Source organism: Streptomyces sp. NPDC054770, from assembly GCF_053611985.1.
On sequence record NZ_JBSHBL010000012.1, the window covers coordinates 1 to 18,594 of the forward strand.

The following is an 18,594-nucleotide window of genomic DNA, read 5'->3' on the forward strand; positions in this document are numbered from 1 at the left end:
CGACAACCCGACAGGCCACCACTCCCACGGAACCACCACTCCTATCCCCGACCAGCGGAAACGCGTCGATCACGTCCTGAAAGACAACAACTTCTGAACGCGGGGCCGACCACCGCAGACGTGGCATCTTCCTGCCTGACGTCACTCGGCTGATTCCCGTGCGCGCGGTCCGGCCGTCGGCCGGGCTGGAGCGGGGCGGAGACAGGAGCGCAGGCCCGGCCGACGGCCGGGCCGCGCGCGGGGAGCGGAGCGAGCCGCCTTGAACCTGTAAAGAAGGTTGTAACTCAGTCGGGCGTGTGGGGCGCCTGAGGTGCTGTGTGCGGTTTGAAGTCCTGCGTGCAGGATGGGAGTTCCACTCCCTGGCGGTGTGCCAGCGGTAGGAAGATCACGGGCCGGATCGTCCATGTGATGCGGGTGCTGGCCTGGGTGACTGTCACCGTGCAGGGCTCGGCTCGCAGGAGAGCTTTCCTCGTCGCTATGCGGCCGTCGTACAGCCATTCCCACGCTTCCTGAGATGCGTCGGGGTCAAGTGCCGGTGAGATCGTGCGGAGTGCGATGGCGACCCATCTGTCTGCCTGGGGTGCAGAGTAGGCGTCGAAGGATGCCCGGAGCGCCGGCCATCCCGTCCCGTCAGTGGTGTCCTCCGTCCAGCACTCGCACCAGTAGCCCCGCTGCGGCTTGTCCATCAGCACGGGTGGCCTCCGGTCGGTCGGCCCGCGAACAGCTCGGCAGTGACCGTGTAGCCTCCGTCGCTTTCGTGGACGACGACGCGATGGGCGATTGCGCTGACCATGCCCAACCCTCGGCCGTGTTCGGCCTCCTGGTCCTGGCGCTTGATCTTCGGTGCTGTGCCGGCGGCTCCGTCGTCCGTGACCGACAACGCGATCACTTGCGCTGACACCGCAAGGGCCAGATGGAAGCTGCCCGACTCCTGACCGCTGGCCGTGTGGAGGATCGCGTTGGCGCTCAGCTCGCTCACGATCAGTTCGGCGTCTTCGGCTAAAGGGGAGCCACGCAGGATGTCGCGGGTCCAGCGGCGGGCCCGGCTGACCTCTTCCGGGAAACCTGGGCAACTGAGCCCCCAGACCCGGGCTGTACTCGTATACTCGTGCATACAAGTTCCTTCATGCTGGTAGGCCGCCATGTGCAGCGGGTTCGGGCTAGACGAGTTTCACGCCATCGTGGGCGCGGATCGCCGGTGGAGACACCGCGTCCATCGCGTCCAGGACGCGGATGGCGTATGCCTCGTCGGCAAGCTCGGAGACTTCTTCGCGGATGACCCAGCGCAGTGCGCGGGTCTCGTCGCCGGTCGTGGGCGTGCCGTCGGCGGCCTCGCAGCGGAAGACCAGGGAGACGATCAGGCCCGTCATGTTCTTGTAGACGCCGGTCAGGGTCGCCGGAAGGGCGATCTTGATGCCGGTCTCTTCGAGGACTTCGCGTTGCAGGGCCTCGGGAATGGTCTCCTCGCGTTCGAGAACACCGCCCGGCGGTTCCCACTTGCCGTTGTCACGGCGCTGGATCAGGAGGGCCCGGCCGCGGGTGTCCATGACGACCCCGGCGACGCTCACGGAGTGCGGGCGTTCTGTGCTCACGTTCCTCGGCCCTCTCGGCTGACTAGGCTCTCCACCGTAGCAACAACACTCGCCCACTCGTCTAGATACCTAAAGGAGTACAAGTGAGTCCTGCTCTTCCTTCGGGCCTGCTCGGAGATCTCGACCCCACGAGCGATCGTGCGGTCTTCCGGCAGATCGCCGACCAGCTGCGCGAAGCCATCGACCGTGGGCGGTTCAGAGAAGGCGAGAAGCTGCCTTCAGAGGCTGAGCTTGTCGAGCACTACGGGGTGTCCCGAATGACGGTCCGGAACTCCTTCTCCATCCTTCAGGGGGAAGGGCTCGTCCATGCCGAGCACGGCAAGGGTGTGTTCGTCCGGCCCCGGCCTCCCGTGCGGCGGCTCGCCTCCGACCGGTTCGCCCGCCGTCATCGGGAGCAGGGGAAGTCCGCGTTCATCGTGGAGGCGGACGCGGCCGGCAGTCATCCTCAGGTCGACAGTCTTGAGGTCAAGGAAGAGAAGGCCGGCCAGGACGTCTCCACCCGGCTCGGGTCCGTGCGGCGGGTGCTGGCCCGGCGGCGCCGGTACCTCCTCGACGGCCGGCCGGTGGAGTTCGCCACCTCCTACCTCCCCCTCGACATCGCGCGCGGTACCCGGATCGCCGAACCCAACCCCGGTCCCGGCGGCATCTACGCCCGCCTCGAAGAGCTGGGCCACCACCTCGACCACTTCGAGGAGGAGATCCGCGCCCGGATGCCCTCGCCGGACGAGGTGAAGACGCTCCGGCTGGCTTCCGGTGTGCCGGTCATTCACCTGATCCGGACCGCCTTCGACACCGAGGGGCGACCCGTCGAAGTCTGCGACACGGTCATGGCGGCGGACGCCTACGTGCTGTCGTACCAGCTCCCGGCGACCTGATCGTCATGGTTTGCGGTGGTGCGCGGGCACGCTTCCCTGAACTCGTACACCCCAACACGCATACTCGTATAGACGAGTGGGCAAGTTGTGTGACAGGGTGATCGTCGTGAGCCCGGGAGATCGGGTTCACGGATCGCTACATGTATAGACGAGTAGATAGGAAGTGTGCTGTGCGCACCATCCGTGTGGAGACCACCGCCGCCACGATCCTCCTCACCGAGGCTCCTGAGCCCAAGGTCCGCGACCGCCAGACCGGCGAGATCGCCAAGGACGCCGTGAGTGGTGAGGCGCTGATGACCATCGGCGTCGTCTACATCGAGGACGGGGAGTCCTCGCTGATCAAGGTCACCGTGCCGGAGGGCGGTGTCTCCGAGGGACTGAACCTCGGTGCGCCGGTCTCGCTCCCCGGCCTCGTTGCCCGGCCGTGGGAGTCCGTGTTCAACGGCCAGCAGCGTCACGGCATCGCCTACCGGGCCGCCGCCGTCACGCCGGCCGCGTTCCCGGCCACCATGGGGGCCACCGCCTGATGACCGACCTGACAACGCTCCTGGAGGTGGGTGGTCCTGTCGCCGCGCTCGGTGGCGGGGCTGCCTTCACCCGGGCCAAGCACCCGGCGGTCTACTGGTCCGCAGTCGGCGGGCCGATATCCACGGTCCGCCTGCTCAGCTCGTACAGCTCTGTCATGGAGGCCTGCGGCCTGACCGTTGCGCCCTCCCGGCTGCGGGTCCTCGCCGTCAAAGCCACCACCCGGCGGGAGGTCCGGCCGGTCCCGCCCCGCCGAGGCGTCCTCCGTCCCACCTCGACCGGGCTGCGGCTTCGCCTACGGCTCGCTCCGGGGCAGGAACCCGCCGACGTCGCCGCCTCGGCCGAACGTCTCCGGCACGCCTGGGGAGTCCACGCCGTGTACGTCACCACGATCAAGCCCGGTGTCGTCGAACTGCGGCTTGTCGGATACGACGTCCTGCGCCGCGTCCGGATGCCTCGCAAGACCGGCGGCGGCTTCCTCAAAGTGCCGGTCGCGCTGCGCGAGGACGCCATGCCCTTCGTCCGCGACTACCGCACCGTTCCCCACCAACTCACTCTCGGCGCGACCCTGTCCGGCAAGTCCATGTACCTGCGCCACCTCATTTCCGGACTCGCCCGGCAGGACGGCGTCGCGCTCGTCGGCATCGACTGCAAGCGGGGCGTCGAACTGGCGCCCTTCGCCGCCCGCCTCTCCGCACTCGCCACCGACCCCGACGAAGCCGCCGAACTCCTGCCCGTCCTGGTCAAGGAAATGGAGGACCGATACGACCTGATCAAGGCCCGCCAAGGCATCGCGCCCGGCATCCCGGACGAGGAGATCACCTCCGACATCTGGGGCCTGCCCAAGAGCGAACGCCCCGTGCCCATCGTCCTGTTCGTCGACGAGGTGGCCGAACTCTTCCTCACCGCCACCCGCAAGGACGAGGAACGCCGCGACGAGATGGTCACCCAGCTCATCCGCCTCGCCCAACTCGGCCGCGCGGCCGGCATCTACCTCGAAGTCTGCGGGCAGCGCTTCGGTGCCGAACTCGGCAAGGGCGCCACCATGCTCCGCGCCCAGCTCACCGGCCGTGTCTGCCACCGCGTCAACGACGAAGCCTCCGCCAAGATGGCCCTCGGCGACATCGCCCCCGAGGCCGTCTACGCCGCCTGCTCCATCGCTCCTGAGATGCCCGGCCTCGCCGTCGCGGGCGACACCTCCGGTGGCTGGTCCCGCATCCGCACCCCCTACCTCTCCCTCGCCGACGCTGCCGCCATCTGCCAGGACGCGGCTGACCTGGTCCCGGACGTCCCCGCCCTCAAGCCCTTCCGGCCCGCCGTGCCGGTGCACCCGGTCGAAGCTCCGGCCCCGGTCGTCCGGCCGCGTCCGGTGACCGACTGACCGTCGTTCCTTCCTCGCATCGGTCGGCGTGACCGCCTCGCGCCATGTCCCTACCCCTCCCATGCCCGAAACCGAAAGGAGCCGGATCGTGCGCGTCCACCTCGGCCGCGTCGACGCGGTGTTGGTTCAGGCGCTCATCGCTGCCGCGTTGTCCTTCGCCCACCTCCATGACGTAGCCATGGCGGCTGGGCAAGACGGGTGGAAGGCCTGGGCCTACCCGATCAGCGTTGACCTGCTGCTCGTCGCCGCATGGCGTCGTCTCCGCTCCGGCACGGCCAAGGCGGCGGCCTGGTGCTGGTTCGTCATCGCCCTCGTCGCGTCCCTCGGAGCGAACGTCGCCACCGCCGGCCTCCTCGACCTGGACGACGTCCCGGCCTGGCTGCGAATCCTCGTCGCCGGATGGCCCGCCGTCGCCTTCCTCGGCGGCACCCTTCTCGCCCACTCGGCACCAAAGGCGGATACCGACGAGATCGGCGCTGACGTCGTCGAGGACCAGGAGGACGAGCCCGAAGCCACGCCCGCCCCGCCGCCTGTCCAACCCGCCATCGAGGCGCTGCCGGATCGTCCGCCCGTCCCGGTCCCGGCCGCCCTGGTCGACCACGCCCGAAAGGTCGCCGCAGAACACCACACCCGCACCGGCGCCCCGATCGACACCCCGACCCTCCGCGCCCGCCTCGGGGTCCCGGCACCCATGGCCGAAGCCATCGCCGCCCAACTCACCTGAACAGGAGGAACCATGCCGCTCTGCTTCAACACAGCCGCCGACTACCTCGAAGCGGCCCGCGAGATGGCCGACACCGGGCGCCCGACGCTGGCCCGGCTCCTCGCCGAAGAGGCCGCCGATCGCACGACGGACCCTGCCGAAGCCTCCCGGATCCTGAACGAATTCACCGGCTCCAGCCTGCGACAGGAGGACTCACCGTGACCGCCAACCGCCGCTTCCGCAGCATCACCCGCATCGGCCCCGTCCAGGTCGGCACCGCCTACGACGACCGAGGCCGCGAGAAGCACACCGCCGCCTGCACCGCACCCCGCTGCGGCTTCTCCGCCGACTACGACAGCCGGGCCGCCGCCGAACTCGCCGCCCGCACCCACCGCTGCCCCGTCCGCTGAAAGGACCTCGCACCCCATGACCCTCAACCTGCCGCTCGTCGTCGTCCTCGGCTTCTTCGCCTGGGCGGCCATCAAGTACCTCGGCGTCCGCACCTGGATCGTCGTCCTGGTCGCCCTCTTCGGCTTCTGGCTCTCCCACACCTTCCTGGCCCCTGCCATCGAGTCCGGTACGCGCTCCGGCGTGACCGTCATAAACGGCTCACATGACTAGACGAGTAGATAAGGAGTTCTCAGCCGTGTTCCTGCCCAAGTACCCCGACAGTCCCACACCGCCGCCCTCGCACACCCACGCCCCGACCGGCCCGGCCCCCGTCCGGCGCTCCGCGCTCCCGGCCGTCTCCGTCAGTACCGGCGCCGTCGTCGCCGTGCTCACGGGTGGCGTGGTCCTCACCGCGCTGCTGACCGCCGTCGCCGTCTCGGCCATCTCCGTGGCCATCGCCGCCGTGGTCCTGCGCTCCCTGCTGCGCGAACACAACCGGCGCTGAACCGTGCCCGACCCCTGGGGCGGCCACGACACCGCCAAGCATCCGGCCGCCCCGGGGCCCGTCACTTCTGACCGAGCCAGCCAGAAGGAGCCCGCCATCTTCACCCGCACCACCCCGCCCCCGCTCCGCGAACTCACCAACCTCGCCTCGGGCGGCACCCTGCCCGGTATCCTCCGCCAACTCTCCGGCCTCGGTGGCTGCACCAACCCCATCCGCCTCGACGGCCACCGCACCGAATACGACGTCGACACCACCACCGGCGAGATCGGCCGCATCCTCCAGCACCTCGACTCCACCGACATGCCCGCCGGCCAACTCCTCGTCCGCTGCAACAACCGCCGCACCACCCGCTGCGCGGCCTGCGCCGAGGTCTACCGCCGCGACACCTTCCACCTGATCACCACCGGACTCCGGGGCGGCAAGGGCACCCCCGAACACGTCGCCACCCACCCCCGCGTCTTCGCCACCTTCACCGCCCCCGGCTTCGGCCCGGTCCACAACCGCCGCACCGACGGTCGCGTCTGCCGCTGCGGCACTCACCACGACCAGGACGACGACGCCGTCGGCACTCCACTCGACCCGGACACCTACGACTACGAAGCGGCCGTTCTCTGGAACGCCCACGCTGGCGCCCTCTGGCGACGCTTCTCGATCTACCTCCGCAGGGAGGTCGCCAAGCGCGCGGGCCTCTCGCAGCGACGCCTACGCGACCACGCCCGCGTCTCCTTCGCCAAGGTCGCCGAATACCAGAAGCGCGGCGCCGTCCACTTCCACGCCGTTATCCGCCTCGACGGCCCGCAAGGCGGCGACACCCCGCCTCCGCCCTGGGCCACCGCCGAACTCCTCACCGACGCCATCCAAGCCGCCGCCGCCAAGGTTCGCGTCGACGGCCCGACCCTCGACGGCCGTACCCACGTCTTCACCTTCGGCCGCCAACTCGACGTCCGCACCATCCGATCCGCCGACTTCAACGACGGCCAGGAACTCACCGAACGAGCTGTAGCGGCGTACATCGCCAAGTACGCCACCAAGGGCGCCGAGACCGCCACGGGAGCTCTCGACCGGCCGCTGAAGTTCGCCGCCGAACTCGCCCAGCTCGACATCAGCGACCACGCCCGCCGCCTCATCCGAACCGCCTGGACCCTCGGCGCCCGCAAGAGCCTCGAACACCTCCGCCTGCGTGCCTGGGCCCACATGCTCGGCTTCCGCGGCCACTTCTCCACGAAGTCCCGCCGCTACTCCACCACCCTGGGCGCCCTCCGTGACGCCCGCGCCGAATGGCGCCGAGCACAAGCGGCAGCAGCCAACAGCCCTACAACCGCCGAGACGACGTACGTCCTCGCCCACTGGGTCTTCGCCGGCACCGGCCTCAGCGCCGCCGAGACCTGGATCGCCGCATCCCTCGAACCAGCCCCCGGAACGGAAGGAGAGCCCACGTATGGCTGACGAAGAGCTGCTGACGGTCCCGGACGTTATGGCCCGGCTCAAGCTCGGCCGCTCCACGGTCTACGACCTGATCCGCTCCCGGCGCCTGCCCTCCCTCACCATCGGCCGGTGCCGCCGTATCCCGGCGCGAGCTGTCCGCGACTACATCACCAACGAACTGGAGGCGGCCGCCTGATGGCCCAGCAGCGCAAGCGCAACCCGAACGGCGCCGGGACCATCACCAAGCGCAAGGACGGCCGCTTTCAGTGCGCGGTGTACGTCCTCCAGCCGGACGGCACCCGCGCCCGCAAGTTCGCCTACGGCAAGACATGGGCCGAGTGCGACGCCAAGCGCCGCGAGCTGCTCGACAAGGTCGACCAGGGCGTGCCCGTGCCTACCAAGTCCGCCAAGCTCTCCGAGTGGCTGCCGTACTGGCTGGACAGCGTCATCAAGCCCCGGCGAAAGCTCAGCACCTTCGACAAGTACGAGACGCACGTCAGGCTCTACCTGGTCCCCCTCCTCGGCTCCAAGCGCCTCGAATCCCTCGGCGTCGCCGACGTCCGCCGCTTCCTCGTCCGTCTGGAGAAGGAGACGACCGCCGCAACCGCCAAGGAATCGCACCGAGTTCTGCGATCCGCGCTGTCCTCTGCCTGCCGGGAGGAACTCATCACGCGCAACGTCGCCAAGCTGGTCGAGCCGCCGCGCACGGACACGCCCGAACTGCACCCCTGGACCCTGGACGAGACGCTCGACTTCCTCGCCGCGTCACGCAAGGACCCGCTCTACGCTGCATTCGTCCTCGCCATCGCCATGGGCCTCCGCCGGGGAGAGATCGTCGGTCTCCGCTGGTCTGACCTCGACCTCGACAACCGCGTCCTCTACGTCCGCCACCAGGTCCAGCGCCGCCGTGGCGTCCTCTACGACGACGACCCCAAGAGCCGCCGTCGCCGCGCCGTCCCGCTGCCCGCCCTCTGTATCGCGCCCCTGCGCTGGCACCGCATGCGGCAAGCAGCCGCCCGAAACAAGGCGGGGGAGAGGTGGCAGGCGTCGGACTACGTCTTCGCCACCCGCACCGGCCGCCCCGTCGAGCCGCGCAACCTCTATCGCTCCTTCACCCGCGTCGCCGAGTCCGCCGGCCTCCGCGTCATCCGGCTGCACGACGCCCGGCACGGCACCGCCACCCTCCTCACGGCGGCTGGGGTGGCTCCCCGCGTCGTGATGGAGATCTTGGGGCACTCCCAGATCAGCATCACCATGGACGTGTACACCCACGTCGTCCAGGACACCCAGCGCGAGGCCATGAGCCACATGGACCGGCTACTCCGAAAGCGGCGCCCCGGTCGTGGCTGACCGCCCCCGTTGATGTCAAAAGTGGATGTCAAAGGCCCCGGACCATGATCGGTCCGGGGCCTTTTGCCTGGTGCCCCCGGCAGGATTCGAACCTGCGACACCCGCTTTAGGAGAAAGACAAGATCGAGTTTGGGGGCGGCCGGGCGGGAGCGGCTTGACCAGGCTCGATGGCGGTGAGGTGTCACCATCAGCCTCGGAATGGCCCCTGACCTGCGCGGATGGTGTCCCGGCGAGTCCCAGACGGTCCCTGTCGGTCCTCCGTCGTACCAAGCACTACGTCCCCGCACTGTCCCCACCAGGACCTCGTGTCCCCGTTCTGTCCCCACTCCGTCCTCATTAAGGCCGAATGGTGTGACTGGCCGACCAGAGTCGACCAACGGGTCAGGTGGGGCCCGGCTTCACGATTCAGTGAGCACCGCTCGGCCTTCGCGGCACGGTCGACCTCGGTGCCGGTGAGCGGGGTTGCGCCGCTAACCCCTCCGTCCTCGATCGTCGGCCTTGGCCCCGATGACGGGCGCCGTGTCGATGTGATGGAGGAAATACGTGAAGGCCGAACGCACCGCGATTGCTGCGCTGGGTGCCGTGGTTGCCGGGATCATCGCCGTGTCGCACCCCGCGCTCATCCCGGCGATGACGCTGGCCGTCGCCGTTTGGGTGGCGCTCGCTCTGTATCTCAAGGTTTGAACCAGTTCTGCCAGAAGTTCGCTGCGACAGTTGGAGGAGAGAAATGAACCCTGACCGCCCTACCTCACCTTTTCAGGCAGAGACGCCTACGACGGCTTGGGAGGACGGCGACGCGCCTTCGGCCCTCAGTGACCCTCTGCCGGTCTGGGAGGACGATGACGTGCCTTCGGCCCTCGGCGACTCTTTGCCGGATTGCGAGGACGTCGACGTGCCATCTGCTTTCAGTGGCCCTCGTTCAGTTCCAGTCGGGTGGCGGGACTGGGATGACGCGCCGCGCGCGATCGAGGCAGAGGGTCTGTGAGTAACGGCCGAAGGGCGGCCCGGACTCCTGTCCGGGCCGCCCTCGCGGTCACGCGTCTTCTTGGGCGAGGCGTGTCGTGAGCCGTCCAACGTGTCCGTTTCGGGTGACCTCACGGTCGTTCGAATCCGGCCATTCTTGTCAGCGCCTCCGATGTGCTGTGTGGCCAGCGAAGACCGGTGCCGTAACCGACATCAGGTGTCCGTTCGGTTCCTGAGGCGAAGCCGGTTGCTCCAGTTGCGGCGCCGAGGCGTCGGTGCATGGGCGAGCTGGGTGCGGAGCTCGGTCACCTCGTCCAGGAGCAGGTCGACGACGACGCGCGCTTCGGCGATGAAGTGCGCGTCCGCCTCGGCGCCGGCCAGTGCTCCGGCGTCTCCCTCATGGGCGACGTCGACGGAGGCGATGCGGTCGTCGTCGCTGTTGGCGATGAGGAAGCTGGTCACCTCCTCGTCGAGGTCGATCCTGATGACTCCCCAGGGACCGGGAACGGTCTTGTCGCGCAGTGCTGCGATGGCGGCGAGTTCGTCAGGAGTGAGCACCGGTGGCCTCCTCGGCGGGTTCGGTGGGTGCGACGTAGCCCCGGCAGCGGCAGTACTCGTAGCAGCGAGAGTCCTCCGGGGCGGTGGGCGGGACGTGCTGGTGGGCGCCGCGGGCGTGGCCGCAGCCTGCGCGGGCGCAGTGGGGGTGGTGCTGGTTGTCGTGGCGATGGGCGGACAGGCCGACCCGGTGGATTGTCTGGCCGGTGCCGCGGGTGGGCTCGGTGTCGGCGAAGCAGCCGGCCCAACCGCAGTCGTGGTTGAAGTGGAAGGTCCCGGCGAAGGCGAGGGCGCCGCAGCGTCCGCAGCGGTACTGCGGGCAGCCGTGCTCGTCGGGCGGGATGGGCTCGCCGGTGCAGCAGTCGATCTTCAGGGATTCGCGGTAGGCGGCATGGCGGCTGGCTCGGGCGTCGCGTTCTGCCTCGCGGGCGGAACTGCGGTCCAGGGCGGCCTGCTTCTCACCGAAGAAGTCGAGTTGTGTCATGGCAATGCTCAGATCAGTTGATGGGTGGTAGGTGCGGGGCGATACGTGGATCGCCCCGCACCCCGGGGCGTTGATCAGCTGGTGGTGGGCTTCTTGGTCGGCTGCGACTTCTTCTTCGCCGCGGCCGCGTTGGTGGTCTTCGCCGTGGAGCGCTTTGACCCGCTGGCCACCGGTTGTTTCTTCGGCTCGGTCTTCTTGGCGGTGGACTGGGCCTTTTGGGCCGTACGGCGTGGATTCCTTGCCGGGGTCTTTGCGGTGGCCTTGTCCGGCTCGGGCTGGTCCGTGGTCTGCGAGGGCGCGCTGTTTGTCGTCACCTTGGCGGCTGCCGGGGGTTCCGGTGCTGCTGCGATACGGCGCGAGGACTTCTTCGGAAAGGCGCGGAGAGCTGGGCGCTTGCCGCCGAAGGACGGCAGGAGCCGGGTGCGGATGTTGCGCGCGGTGGTCGCGGCGGGCGGGTTGTTCGTGAAGCAGACGCCGACGTTGTAACGGACCCCCGGGGTCAGGTGCTTGAGGCTTTCGGCGTACGTCTCGGCATCCCCGTCGTTGTCGAACTCACGGATCGGGACGTCGAGCGCCCACGTCTGGACGGCCGCGCCGCGCCAGATGTGCTTGATGCCGATGCGGCGGCCGTCGGGGTGGATGAGATACGCGGACAGGTCGGGATGAGGCTTGTCGTCGGCGTCCACGGTCCAGCCGTCGCCGAGGCTCGCCACGGTCGTGATGACGAACTCGTCGAAGTCGGCGGGGGAGACGCGCTGCTTCTTGGCGGCCTCGTCGTCAGTTGCGGTGGGCTTGGTCGGGCTCACGAAGCATCCCTCCTGGTTGTGCAGGTGTGGTGCGGGGGCGACGATCACGCCGCCGCTCCGTCGAGGAGCTGGTTGAAGGCGTGGAGCATCCGGCTGGCTCTGTGCTCGAACAGGGCTTGCTCCACGACCGCGTTGCGGTGCTTGATGACCGCCTCGCGCTCGGCCAGTGCCGTTGAGAGGCCGGCGTCGTCGGTGGCGAGGGAGTCCGCGCACCAGATGACGGTCCGGGGGCCGAGGTCCCAGATGATCGCGTTGACAGCGGCACAGGCGGTGGCCAGCGGGTCGATGTCGTTGCCGAACCAGGTGTAGTCGTGCGGGTTGAGGCCGCGGTTGCGCAGCGTCTGGGCGACGGAGCGGAACATGCCGCCGCTGCCGAGGACCGGGTCGCGGATGGTGGGGCCGTGGTCGTCGTCGCCGACGAGGATCTCGGCCATGAGGTCGGTGACACCGGGTGGGGTGTGGTATTCGCCGCGCCATTTCTTGTCGCTCTTGTGGCGTAGGCCCGTGAGCAGGGGGCTCAGGACGTCGGCCTCCGACCGCTCGTAGGGGTCGCCGCTGGCAGTGAGGTCGAACAGCCCGTTGTAGATCGCCGTATGGATGACGGCCTGGACGGCACGCAACTGGTACTCGTCGGGTTCCTCCTCCACCCAGTCGTGCAGGGGACGCGCGACCTCGATGAGGTCGGGGCGGGCCATCCACTGGGATCCCCAGATCTCGCGCAGGAGCGGCGGGAGCTGGGCCGGTTCGAGGGTGAGGAGCCAGTCGCTGACGAGCGGCTCCCGGAAGAAGGACAACGCGGCGATGGTGCCGAGTGGGACATCCATGCGGTTGCCGCCGTAGTGGCTGAACCAGGCGGCGATGACGTTCTCGGCGACTTCTCTGGCTAGTCGGTTGGGGTCGCCCGGGAAGACGATGCGCTTACGGCGCCACGCGAGGGCGGAGGGTGGCTTCGGCGGATTGGAGGCTTCCTCCTCGCGCTGCTGGGCGCGCTCTTCGAGCTTCTGCTCCACCTCGCCGAACAGATCGAACTGGACCACGGCGCTCACTTCCCCGCCGGATCGGTCGTTGCGCCCGGCGACGCGAACGGGTGCGGTGGGGCACCGGCGGGTGCCGGAACGGGGCCCGCCTGGAGGATCGACGTGGCGCGGTCGGCGCGTTGGATGTAGTAGCCGTGGTCCTCGTGGAGGCGGCGCATGCGTTCCTCGTGTTGGGCGATGAGGCCGCCGTAGCGGTGCAGGGAGTCGGGCGCGCAGTGGTGTTCGTGGGCGCGGCGGAGTTCTGGGGTCCAGGGCTGGGCGAGCCAGTGTCGTGCCAGGGCGGCGACGATGTCGGAGGTGCGGAGGGCGGTGCCTTTCGGGACGCGCACGGGGGCACTGACGATGAGGCGGTACGGGCGGAGGCGTAGGGCTCCGGCGTCCAGGGCGGTGCGGGTGAAGGGCTCGGCGCCGGCGAGTGTGATGCCGAAGATGACCGGGGCCTCGGCCATGCGGAAGCCGAGCGGGCCGGTGCCGTAGGCGACCTGGAGGATCTCCTGCACGGGGTCCTGGTCGGCTTCGGGGTGGTGGTCGGGATCCCAGCCGAGGGTGAAGGCGCCGATGCCGGTGACGCGGTACACGGCTTGGCCGGTGTCGAAGTCGGCGAACTCGGTGACTGCGAGGGCCGGGCCGCTGCCGACGGTGAAGGTCAGCACAAGGGGCTCTCTCTCGTGATGCTCGTGATGGAGGCATGGGTGGGGTAGGGGGCCGGCCGATGGCGTGCGCTCGGCCCCCTGGTTGGTGTGGGTGGGGCGGGTTATCCGCCGCGTTCGGCGCGCCAGCCGTTGACGTACGACCCGACCTCTTCGGCGAGAGGTTCGAGGGACATGTCGCCGGGCGGGTCGCCCGCGGCCGTCGTGGTGTCGTAGACGACCTTCGCTGTGCCGAAGGTGTTGTCGATGTGCACGGCCTTCCAGCCGCCGATCTCGGTTCGGTCGCTGTGCCAGGGGAGCGACTCGCGGCCGGTGACGGCGACGTACTGCTCACCGTCGGTCGTGAGCTGGACGGTGATGTTCAGCTCGTTGCCGCACCAGTCCACGCCCACGTCCGTGCAGTGCTGTTCGAGGGCCTCGATGACGTCGGCGTACAGGGCACGAGCCTTTTCCTCGTCGGCGCGGCGGAGGAGGCGCACGGCGCTGAGGTAGTGGAGGGCCATCACTTGTCCTCCGTCGTCTGGTCCGTGTCGGAGATGTGGTCGCCGCAGACGAGGGAGAGGGGTTCGCCGTCGTGCGGGAGGTCGAGCTCGACGTCCTGGGGCCTGCGGCAGAGGAGGCAGGGCAAGGAGACGGTGCGGACCATGCGCAGGGGGCGGACGGGGGTGCCGGCAGGGAGGCGGAGGGGCACGGCGCTCCCGCGGACGGCCAGCGTGAGCAGGGTGAGCTCGGGCGAGACGACGGTCTTCTCGACGCTGACCACGGTGAGGGGCGTGTGCGCCGCGTCGGGGAAGGCGAACACGTCGCCGGGGCGCAGTTCGTGCGCGTGTACAGGTCTGGTGAAGTCGAGGGTGACCACGGCGTGGTTGCTCATGCTCAGGGATCTCTTTCCGTTGTGGTTGTGGGGTGGTCGGCCGCTCGGTGGCGTCTCGCGCGCGGCACCGGGCGGAGTTCCGGCTACTCGTCGAGCACGCGTCGGGTGCCGTTGACCGGGCCGCGGTCGAGTTCCGTGGCGATGTGCCGGGGAACGCGGGGCACCTGCGCGTCGTGGAGGGCGAGTTCGCCGCTCGCGAAGTCGATGAGCACGGTGCCGTCCGGGTCGACGCGGGTGACGCGGCCGTAGAGGGGCTGTTCGGGGTGCCGAACCCACTCGTGTTCGGTGAGGGGCGGCAGGTGCTGGGGGCACTGGCCGGGGTCGCGGAGCGAGAGGTGGGAGGCCGACGGGTGCCAGCAGGGCTGTCCGTCGGGGCGCGGGTGCTCGCAGCCGCGGGTGATGTGGCCGTAGCCGTCGCAGCGGATCAGGACCTGGCCCGGCCAGGGCTCACTGGCGCGCACGATGGCGAAGGTGACGGAGCTCTGCGGGCCTTGGTCGTGGTGGGCGACGTACTCGATGGTCAGGTCGTTGATCGTCGGCCAGGTCTTCAGCACGTTCGCCGCGATGGTCTGGGCGTGGGTGGCGGGAACGGATGGCCCCGACGGGCGCTCGCAAGTCATGTGCATGTCATCTCATTTGCTGTCGGCGCCGCTGTCGGTGCCGGTCTGGGGGAGCAGGAGGAACGCCGTGTGCTCGTCCGGGGCGCCGAAGCGCGCCAGGTGTCGTGCACGCAGGTGCGGAAGGGCGTGGATCTGCCGGGCGAGCGCCGTGATCCGTCGCTCGGCGCTCGGCGGCCACAAGAGGCACTCGTCGGTGGCGCGGATCAGCCGGATGGCGCCGCCCTCGCTCATGGGGATGTCCGCGCAGATGACGTCGAGTACGCGGCACGTGTCACCGGTGAACTCGACCGTGATCATCTGGGCGTGGGGATGGTGTGCGCGGGCGAGCTCGGCGATCCCCGCGATCCGGTCGGCCGGCGGGAGATCGAGCGTCCGGCGTCGGTCCGGTCCTGGGGCCGGGCGTACGGCGCTCCAGGTGGCCGAGTGGAGTCCGGCGAGCGCGTCGCTCAGGTCGTCGGCGAGCTCCTCCAGGTCCAGGGTGGTGGTGTCGGAGTCCCTACGGACATCGAGGACCAGTTCCTCCGTCCCGCCCCGGTGCGTGGTCCACAGGCCGTGCAGTTCGATGGTCCGGTCGTGGGGGGAGTGGTCGAAGGTGAGGTGGGTTGCCTCCGGGTACGCCTCGACGATGCGCGCGGTGACGTGGTCGAGGACCGCGACCTCGTACTGGGCCTGGGCCGCGTTGAAGGCGTCGATGGCGAGATTGCGGTGGCGCAGGGCTGTGGCGGCCCGGTTCGCTGCGGTGTCGGTCATGAGGGCTGTGTCCTTCCGGGGCGCTGAGGTCAGCCGTGGACGGTTACGGCGGAGGGGTGCTCGCGGTACGGGAAGACCAGCTGCCACAGCTGTCCCTCGTGCGCGGAGGCGACGGCCATGCACGGGCTCAGGTGACGGCTGCGCAGGTGGGGCAGGGCGTAGAGGTGGGCGAGGAGGCGGGCCAGTTCGTGGGAGATGTCGTGCGGCCAGAGGTTGTCGTCGGACTCCGGCGAGCAGCGGGGGCACGGGATGCCGACGGTCTCGCCGCCCGCGAGCGTGATCTGCTCGAAGCCGACGGCGACGCCCCGGTGGTCTGCCTCGAAGCGGCAGACCAGCGATTCGGCGTCGGGCACGTGGCGACGCACGATCGCAGCGACGGCGGCGACGCGGTCAGCGGGCGGGAGGGTGAGCCAACGGCGGTCGCGGTGCTCGTGGACGGGGTGCGGTTCGAGGAGACCCCAGCGGTAGAGGAAGGCACCGCTCAGAACGCGTTCGAGGTCGCTGAGGAGTTCGTCGATGTCCAGCGGTCCGTCGCGCCAGCTCTGCTTCGGGTCGTTCTGGGCGTCGTAGAGGAGGCGGTGGTTGTCGCTCGCGGAGCCCTGGGCACTCCAGATGCCGTGCAGGCGGACGTGGCCGTCGGTATCGACGCTGACCTCCAGGTGCTCGGCATCCGGGTGGGCCAGGCGTACGCGGGCGGTGATGTCGTCGTGAATGGCGAGGTAGAGGGTCTCGCCGGCCTGGAGGTAGGCCATCGCGAGGTCCTTCAGGGGGATCTGAGTCGGGCGAAGTTCCCGTTCCTGCATGGGTGTTGGCTCCTGAGAGAGTTGGTTGGGATGGTCAGTGCGCGCGGCGCACGACGATGGCGGTCGCGTTGTCCGGGCCGTTGATGCCGGCCGTTCCGGCGAGGAGTTCGGCGGCTTCGTCCGGGTTGTCACGGAGGAGCGCGGCGGTGATCGTCCGCTCGTCGACGCCTTGGCTGACGCCGTCGGTGCACAGCAGGACCGCGGTGGTGCCGCGCACGGGCAGGGACGTGGTCACGAACTCGTGGCGTGCGACGGTGCGTGTCACCTTGCGGTCGTAGAGCGGCAACGGGCCGCGCTGAGCGGTGTGACGGCGGATGCGCTCACCGAGCGAGTGGTCGTATGTGGCGCGCTGGAGCTGTCCCTCGGAGGTGAGGACGTAGGCGCGGCACAGCCCCGCCCAGGCGAGCCGGACACGGCTGTGGGCGGGATCGAACAGCGCGGTGACGATCGACGCGTCCGCGGTGATGCCGCTGGCGGCGAGTTGGTCACGCGCGCTGATGCAGCCGGTCTCGGGCGTGGCGCCGAGCGCGGCGTCGGCCGCCTCCTCCGCGGCCAGACCGGCCGCGCCGGCCGCGGCCGTGGTGTCACCGATTCCGTCGGTGACGGCGACGGCGATACGACCGGTGGCCTGATCGACCGCGACGGCGAAGGCGTCCGCCTGAACCTCGCGGCGGCCTTGCCGCTGGGCGCCGCCAACGTGCCAGGGTGTTCGGGACATGACTGGACTGACTCCTTTGCGTGTGAGGGGAGTGCAGGGGCCCGCCCGGGGCCGGGCTGCTCGCACCGGCGCGCGGCCCCGGGCGGAGCAGTCGCTACGGCACAGGAACCGGAGCGAGGCGAACGGCCGGAGCGATGAACTCCGGGCAGGAGCCGAAGCGGTCGTGCAGCGTGTGTTCCTTCTCCCACTGGCCGCAGCGGGTACAGGTGGGCTGGGTGTGGCCCGGGGCGGGGCGTGCGACGTAGGCGCCACTCAGGTCGCCCTCGGTGAAGGCGACGACCCCGGTGGCCTCCTCGAGGCTCACCGCGCCCCGGCCGCGTGCGGCGGCCTCGCGCAGGGTGCGGCGCAGGAGGGCTCCGGACCAGTCGAAGCCAGGGCTGATGCCGTCCTGTGGGTCCTCGTAGGTGACGCGGTACGCGGGGAAGGCCGCCTCGGCCGGGTCGGTGAGGGGGCGGGCCCAGAACTGGACGGGGCGATCGTCGGCGCGCTGCTCGGGCTGCGGCGCGACGGCGGAGACGATGCGCATGATCAGGCCGCCGTCGTCGGCGAGGCCGGCCTTGCGGGCCGCGTACGCGCACAGCTCCTTGAAGCCGGAGACCCCGTGCGCGGCGAGCCACCGGTCGGGCGTCAGTTCACCGCCGAAGTTCTCCCGGAAGTCGGCGCGGTCGCGACGCTGGACGGCGGCGATGACGCCGACCGCGCGGTCGATCACGTCCGGGGCGATGCCGTACCTGGCGGCTTCGGCGTGCAGTAAGCGCTCGCGGGTGGGCTGGTCCACTTCGCTCTCTCCTTCGTGGATGCCGGGCTCCGGTGCTCCCGGGCCGCAGGCTGGTGGGGGCGTTACGGATGGGCCGGGGGGCGCTGGTCGAAGTGCTCGGCCGCGGTGCCGTGCAGGACGTCGAGCCGAGCCGACAGGCGTTTGCCGAGCGTGCGGCCGTGCATGTCGATGCCGCTCTCGTGGGTGACGGACTCCAGGTGCCAGCGGCGGTGGCCGTCGTCGAGCGTGAAGTCGTACAACTCGCCGGGGCGTAGGCCGCGCAGCGTCAGGGCGCGCACAGGCCTGCCGTCAGGGTCGGCACGGACGGTGGGCGGGCCCTGGAGGCGGGCGGCAGTCACTATCGCGGCGATGTCGGACAGGGGGATGCTCATCGGTTTCCTCGCACTCTGGTCGGGGCCTGCAGATCTATGGCTGACGGCAGTTGTCTGTCACCACACATGTCAAACGCGTGTGAAGCCGCCCTTCCTGTTCAGAGGTCGCCATACAGGTCCGGTCGGCCGGTCGTCTCGCGCAGGGCGCGGACGAGGAGTCGGTCGGCACCCTCGACGCCGAGAACGTCGGTGACGAACTGCAGGGGGGTCACCGGGCGGCCGATCGCGTCGCCGTAGGCGCGGGCCAGGGCTTCGCCGATCGCGCGTGCCTGCTCTTTGGCCTGCTCGAACTGCTCGGGTGTGACGCCGCGAGTGGCGAGTCTGGCGGTGAGCGCCTGCTGTTCGTCGGGGGTGAGATGTCGGAACATGATCAAGCCCTTCGGGATGTACGGAAATTGATTGATTATGTTGATAACATTTTATCAATCTTGCTTAATTG

The 18,594-nt window shown here is 69.7% G+C and carries 28 protein-coding genes, 1 tRNA gene and 2 pseudogenes; 12 read left to right on the forward strand and 19 right to left on the reverse strand.

Translation table 11 applies throughout. The annotated features are described in order from the left end of the window. Window positions 1–284: 284 nt before the first annotated feature. Genes ACWGKQ_RS13360 through ACWGKQ_RS13370 form a run of 3 tightly spaced genes read right to left on the reverse strand, consistent with a single transcriptional unit; the run spans window position 285 to window position 1,568 of the window. Complete coding sequence (locus ACWGKQ_RS13360) at window positions 285–686, reverse strand: hypothetical protein (RefSeq protein WP_453292198.1); 402 nt, start codon at window positions 684–686, stop codon at window positions 285–287. Continuing rightward, window positions 686–1,114: an ATP-binding protein gene (locus ACWGKQ_RS13365; RefSeq protein ID WP_393536546.1), complete on the reverse strand. Its 429-nt coding sequence runs from the start codon at window positions 1,112–1,114 to the stop codon at window positions 686–688. Before ACWGKQ_RS13365 ends, ACWGKQ_RS13360 begins: the two co-directional genes overlap by 1 nt. Before the next feature lie 46 nt (window positions 1,115–1,160). Next, window positions 1,161–1,568 (reverse strand): NUDIX hydrolase, encoded by a 408-nt coding sequence (locus ACWGKQ_RS13370; RefSeq protein ID WP_453292199.1) that lies wholly within the window; start codon window positions 1,566–1,568, stop codon window positions 1,161–1,163. Between the two features lie 107 nt (window positions 1,569–1,675). Here ACWGKQ_RS13370 and ACWGKQ_RS13375 point away from each other — a divergent pair, with 107 nt between their 5' ends. The 9 genes and pseudogenes from ACWGKQ_RS13375 to ACWGKQ_RS13415 form a co-directional block, all read left to right on the forward strand. Continuing rightward, the gene (locus ACWGKQ_RS13375) at window positions 1,676–2,467 is read left to right on the forward strand and encodes a GntR family transcriptional regulator (RefSeq protein WP_453292042.1); all 792 of its coding nucleotides are present in this window, start codon (window positions 1,676–1,678) and stop codon (window positions 2,465–2,467) included. Between the two features lie 170 nt (window positions 2,468–2,637). Beyond that, the gene (locus ACWGKQ_RS13380; protein ID WP_089100240.1) at window positions 2,638–2,994 is read left to right on the forward strand and encodes an SCO3933 family regulatory protein; all 357 of its coding nucleotides are present in this window, start codon (window positions 2,638–2,640) and stop codon (window positions 2,992–2,994) included. Further along, window positions 2,994–4,373, forward strand: a complete 1,380-nt coding sequence (locus tag ACWGKQ_RS13385; RefSeq protein WP_453292043.1) for an FtsK/SpoIIIE domain-containing protein — start codon at window positions 2,994–2,996, stop codon at window positions 4,371–4,373. Before ACWGKQ_RS13380 ends, ACWGKQ_RS13385 begins: the two co-directional genes overlap by 1 nt. Before the next feature lie 88 nt (window positions 4,374–4,461). Next, entirely contained in the window at window positions 4,462–5,097 is a 636-nt protein-coding gene (locus ACWGKQ_RS13390; protein ID WP_453292044.1) for a DUF2637 domain-containing protein, read from the forward strand. 12 nt (window positions 5,098–5,109) lie between these two features. After that, window positions 5,110–5,298 (forward strand): hypothetical protein, encoded by a 189-nt coding sequence (locus ACWGKQ_RS13395; RefSeq protein ID WP_453292045.1) that lies wholly within the window; start codon window positions 5,110–5,112, stop codon window positions 5,296–5,298. Continuing rightward, on the forward strand, window positions 5,295–5,486 hold the full coding sequence (locus ACWGKQ_RS13400; protein WP_453292046.1) for a mobile element transfer protein: 192 nt from the start codon (window positions 5,295–5,297) through the stop codon (window positions 5,484–5,486). The genes ACWGKQ_RS13395 and ACWGKQ_RS13400 overlap by 4 nt, the downstream gene beginning before the upstream one ends. 16 nt (window positions 5,487–5,502) lie before the next feature. Next, window positions 5,503–5,697 (forward strand): hypothetical protein, encoded by a 195-nt coding sequence (locus ACWGKQ_RS13405; protein WP_093500520.1) that lies wholly within the window; start codon window positions 5,503–5,505, stop codon window positions 5,695–5,697. 25 nt (window positions 5,698–5,722) lie between these two features. After that, window positions 5,723–5,971, forward strand: coding sequence for a SpdD protein (locus tag ACWGKQ_RS13410; protein WP_453292047.1), 249 nt, complete (start codon window positions 5,723–5,725; stop codon window positions 5,969–5,971). A 3-nt stretch (window positions 5,972–5,974) separates the two neighbouring features. Continuing rightward, a pseudogene (locus ACWGKQ_RS13415) lies at window positions 5,975–7,312 on the forward strand (replication initiator); the annotation flags it as partial. On the opposite strand, the pseudogene ACWGKQ_RS13420 reads toward ACWGKQ_RS13415, so the two are convergent. After that, window positions 7,273–7,407 (reverse strand): annotated as a pseudogene (locus ACWGKQ_RS13420) (hypothetical protein); the annotation flags it as partial. The pseudogenes ACWGKQ_RS13415 and ACWGKQ_RS13420 sit on opposite strands and share 40 nt — an antisense overlap. 2 nt (window positions 7,408–7,409) lie before the next feature. On the opposite strand from ACWGKQ_RS13420, the gene ACWGKQ_RS13425 reads away from it, so the two are divergent. Together ACWGKQ_RS13425 and ACWGKQ_RS13430 are read left to right on the forward strand one after the other, a co-directional pair. Continuing rightward, entirely contained in the window at window positions 7,410–7,592 is a 183-nt protein-coding gene (locus tag ACWGKQ_RS13425; RefSeq protein ID WP_289933434.1) for a helix-turn-helix domain-containing protein, read from the forward strand. Beyond that, window positions 7,592–8,746 carry a tyrosine-type recombinase/integrase gene (locus ACWGKQ_RS13430; RefSeq protein WP_453292048.1) on the forward strand — a complete coding sequence of 385 codons (1,155 nt, stop codon included), beginning with the start codon at window positions 7,592–7,594 and terminating at the stop codon, window positions 8,744–8,746. Before ACWGKQ_RS13425 ends, ACWGKQ_RS13430 begins: the two co-directional genes overlap by 1 nt. A 68-nt stretch (window positions 8,747–8,814) precedes the next feature. Here ACWGKQ_RS13430 and ACWGKQ_RS13435 read toward each other — a convergent pair. Further along, window positions 8,815–8,918, reverse strand: a tRNA-OTHER gene (locus ACWGKQ_RS13435). A gap of 371 nt (window positions 8,919–9,289) precedes the next feature. Here ACWGKQ_RS13435 and ACWGKQ_RS13440 point away from each other — a divergent pair. Continuing rightward, window positions 9,290–9,430 (forward strand): hypothetical protein, encoded by a 141-nt coding sequence (locus ACWGKQ_RS13440; protein WP_453292049.1) that lies wholly within the window; start codon window positions 9,290–9,292, stop codon window positions 9,428–9,430. Window positions 9,431–9,922: 492 nt separating this feature from the next. Here the strand turns inward: ACWGKQ_RS13440 and ACWGKQ_RS13445 are convergent, their stop codons facing one another. The 14 genes from ACWGKQ_RS13445 to ACWGKQ_RS13510 form a co-directional block, all read right to left on the reverse strand. Further along, a complete protein-coding gene (locus ACWGKQ_RS13445) occupies window positions 9,923–10,267 on the reverse strand; it encodes a hypothetical protein (protein ID WP_453292050.1) in 345 nt (114 codons plus the stop codon). Then, entirely contained in the window at window positions 10,254–10,748 is a 495-nt protein-coding gene (locus tag ACWGKQ_RS13450) for a hypothetical protein (RefSeq protein ID WP_453292051.1), read from the reverse strand. The genes ACWGKQ_RS13445 and ACWGKQ_RS13450 overlap by 14 nt, the downstream gene beginning before the upstream one ends. A 74-nt stretch (window positions 10,749–10,822) precedes the next feature. Continuing rightward, window positions 10,823–11,554, reverse strand: a complete 732-nt coding sequence (locus ACWGKQ_RS13455; protein WP_453292052.1) for a hypothetical protein — start codon at window positions 11,552–11,554, stop codon at window positions 10,823–10,825. Between the two features lie 44 nt (window positions 11,555–11,598). Continuing rightward, window positions 11,599–12,591 carry an N-6 DNA methylase gene (locus tag ACWGKQ_RS13460; protein WP_453292053.1) on the reverse strand — a complete coding sequence of 331 codons (993 nt, stop codon included), beginning with the start codon at window positions 12,589–12,591 and terminating at the stop codon, window positions 11,599–11,601. 5 nt (window positions 12,592–12,596) lie between these two features. Then, window positions 12,597–13,244 carry a hypothetical protein gene (locus ACWGKQ_RS13465; protein ID WP_453292054.1) on the reverse strand — a complete coding sequence of 216 codons (648 nt, stop codon included), beginning with the start codon at window positions 13,242–13,244 and terminating at the stop codon, window positions 12,597–12,599. Between the two features lie 101 nt (window positions 13,245–13,345). Then, on the reverse strand, window positions 13,346–13,744 hold the full coding sequence (locus tag ACWGKQ_RS13470; RefSeq protein ID WP_453292055.1) for a hypothetical protein: 399 nt from the start codon (window positions 13,742–13,744) through the stop codon (window positions 13,346–13,348). Next, a complete protein-coding gene (locus ACWGKQ_RS13475) occupies window positions 13,744–14,115 on the reverse strand; it encodes a hypothetical protein (RefSeq protein WP_453292056.1) in 372 nt (123 codons plus the stop codon). The genes ACWGKQ_RS13470 and ACWGKQ_RS13475 overlap by 1 nt, the downstream gene beginning before the upstream one ends. A gap of 83 nt (window positions 14,116–14,198) precedes the next feature. Continuing rightward, window positions 14,199–14,741 carry a hypothetical protein gene (locus ACWGKQ_RS13480; protein ID WP_453292057.1) on the reverse strand — a complete coding sequence of 181 codons (543 nt, stop codon included), beginning with the start codon at window positions 14,739–14,741 and terminating at the stop codon, window positions 14,199–14,201. A gap of 6 nt (window positions 14,742–14,747) precedes the next feature. After that, window positions 14,748–15,485: a hypothetical protein gene (locus ACWGKQ_RS13485; RefSeq protein WP_453292058.1), complete on the reverse strand. Its 738-nt coding sequence runs from the start codon at window positions 15,483–15,485 to the stop codon at window positions 14,748–14,750. A 29-nt stretch (window positions 15,486–15,514) separates the two neighbouring features. Further along, the gene (locus ACWGKQ_RS13490) at window positions 15,515–16,288 is read right to left on the reverse strand and encodes a hypothetical protein (RefSeq protein ID WP_453292059.1); all 774 of its coding nucleotides are present in this window, start codon (window positions 16,286–16,288) and stop codon (window positions 15,515–15,517) included. A 34-nt stretch (window positions 16,289–16,322) separates the two neighbouring features. Beyond that, on the reverse strand, window positions 16,323–17,006 hold the full coding sequence (locus ACWGKQ_RS13495; RefSeq protein ID WP_453292060.1) for a PP2C family protein-serine/threonine phosphatase: 684 nt from the start codon (window positions 17,004–17,006) through the stop codon (window positions 16,323–16,325). Window positions 17,007–17,100: 94 nt separating this feature from the next. Beyond that, window positions 17,101–17,784, reverse strand: coding sequence for a hypothetical protein (locus ACWGKQ_RS13500; RefSeq protein WP_453292061.1), 684 nt, complete (start codon window positions 17,782–17,784; stop codon window positions 17,101–17,103). 62 nt (window positions 17,785–17,846) lie between these two features. Then, window positions 17,847–18,155, reverse strand: coding sequence for a hypothetical protein (locus tag ACWGKQ_RS13505; protein ID WP_453292062.1), 309 nt, complete (start codon window positions 18,153–18,155; stop codon window positions 17,847–17,849). A 98-nt stretch (window positions 18,156–18,253) separates the two neighbouring features. Next, a complete protein-coding gene (locus tag ACWGKQ_RS13510) occupies window positions 18,254–18,523 on the reverse strand; it encodes a hypothetical protein (RefSeq protein ID WP_453292063.1) in 270 nt (89 codons plus the stop codon). Window positions 18,524–18,594: the final 71 nt, after the last annotated feature.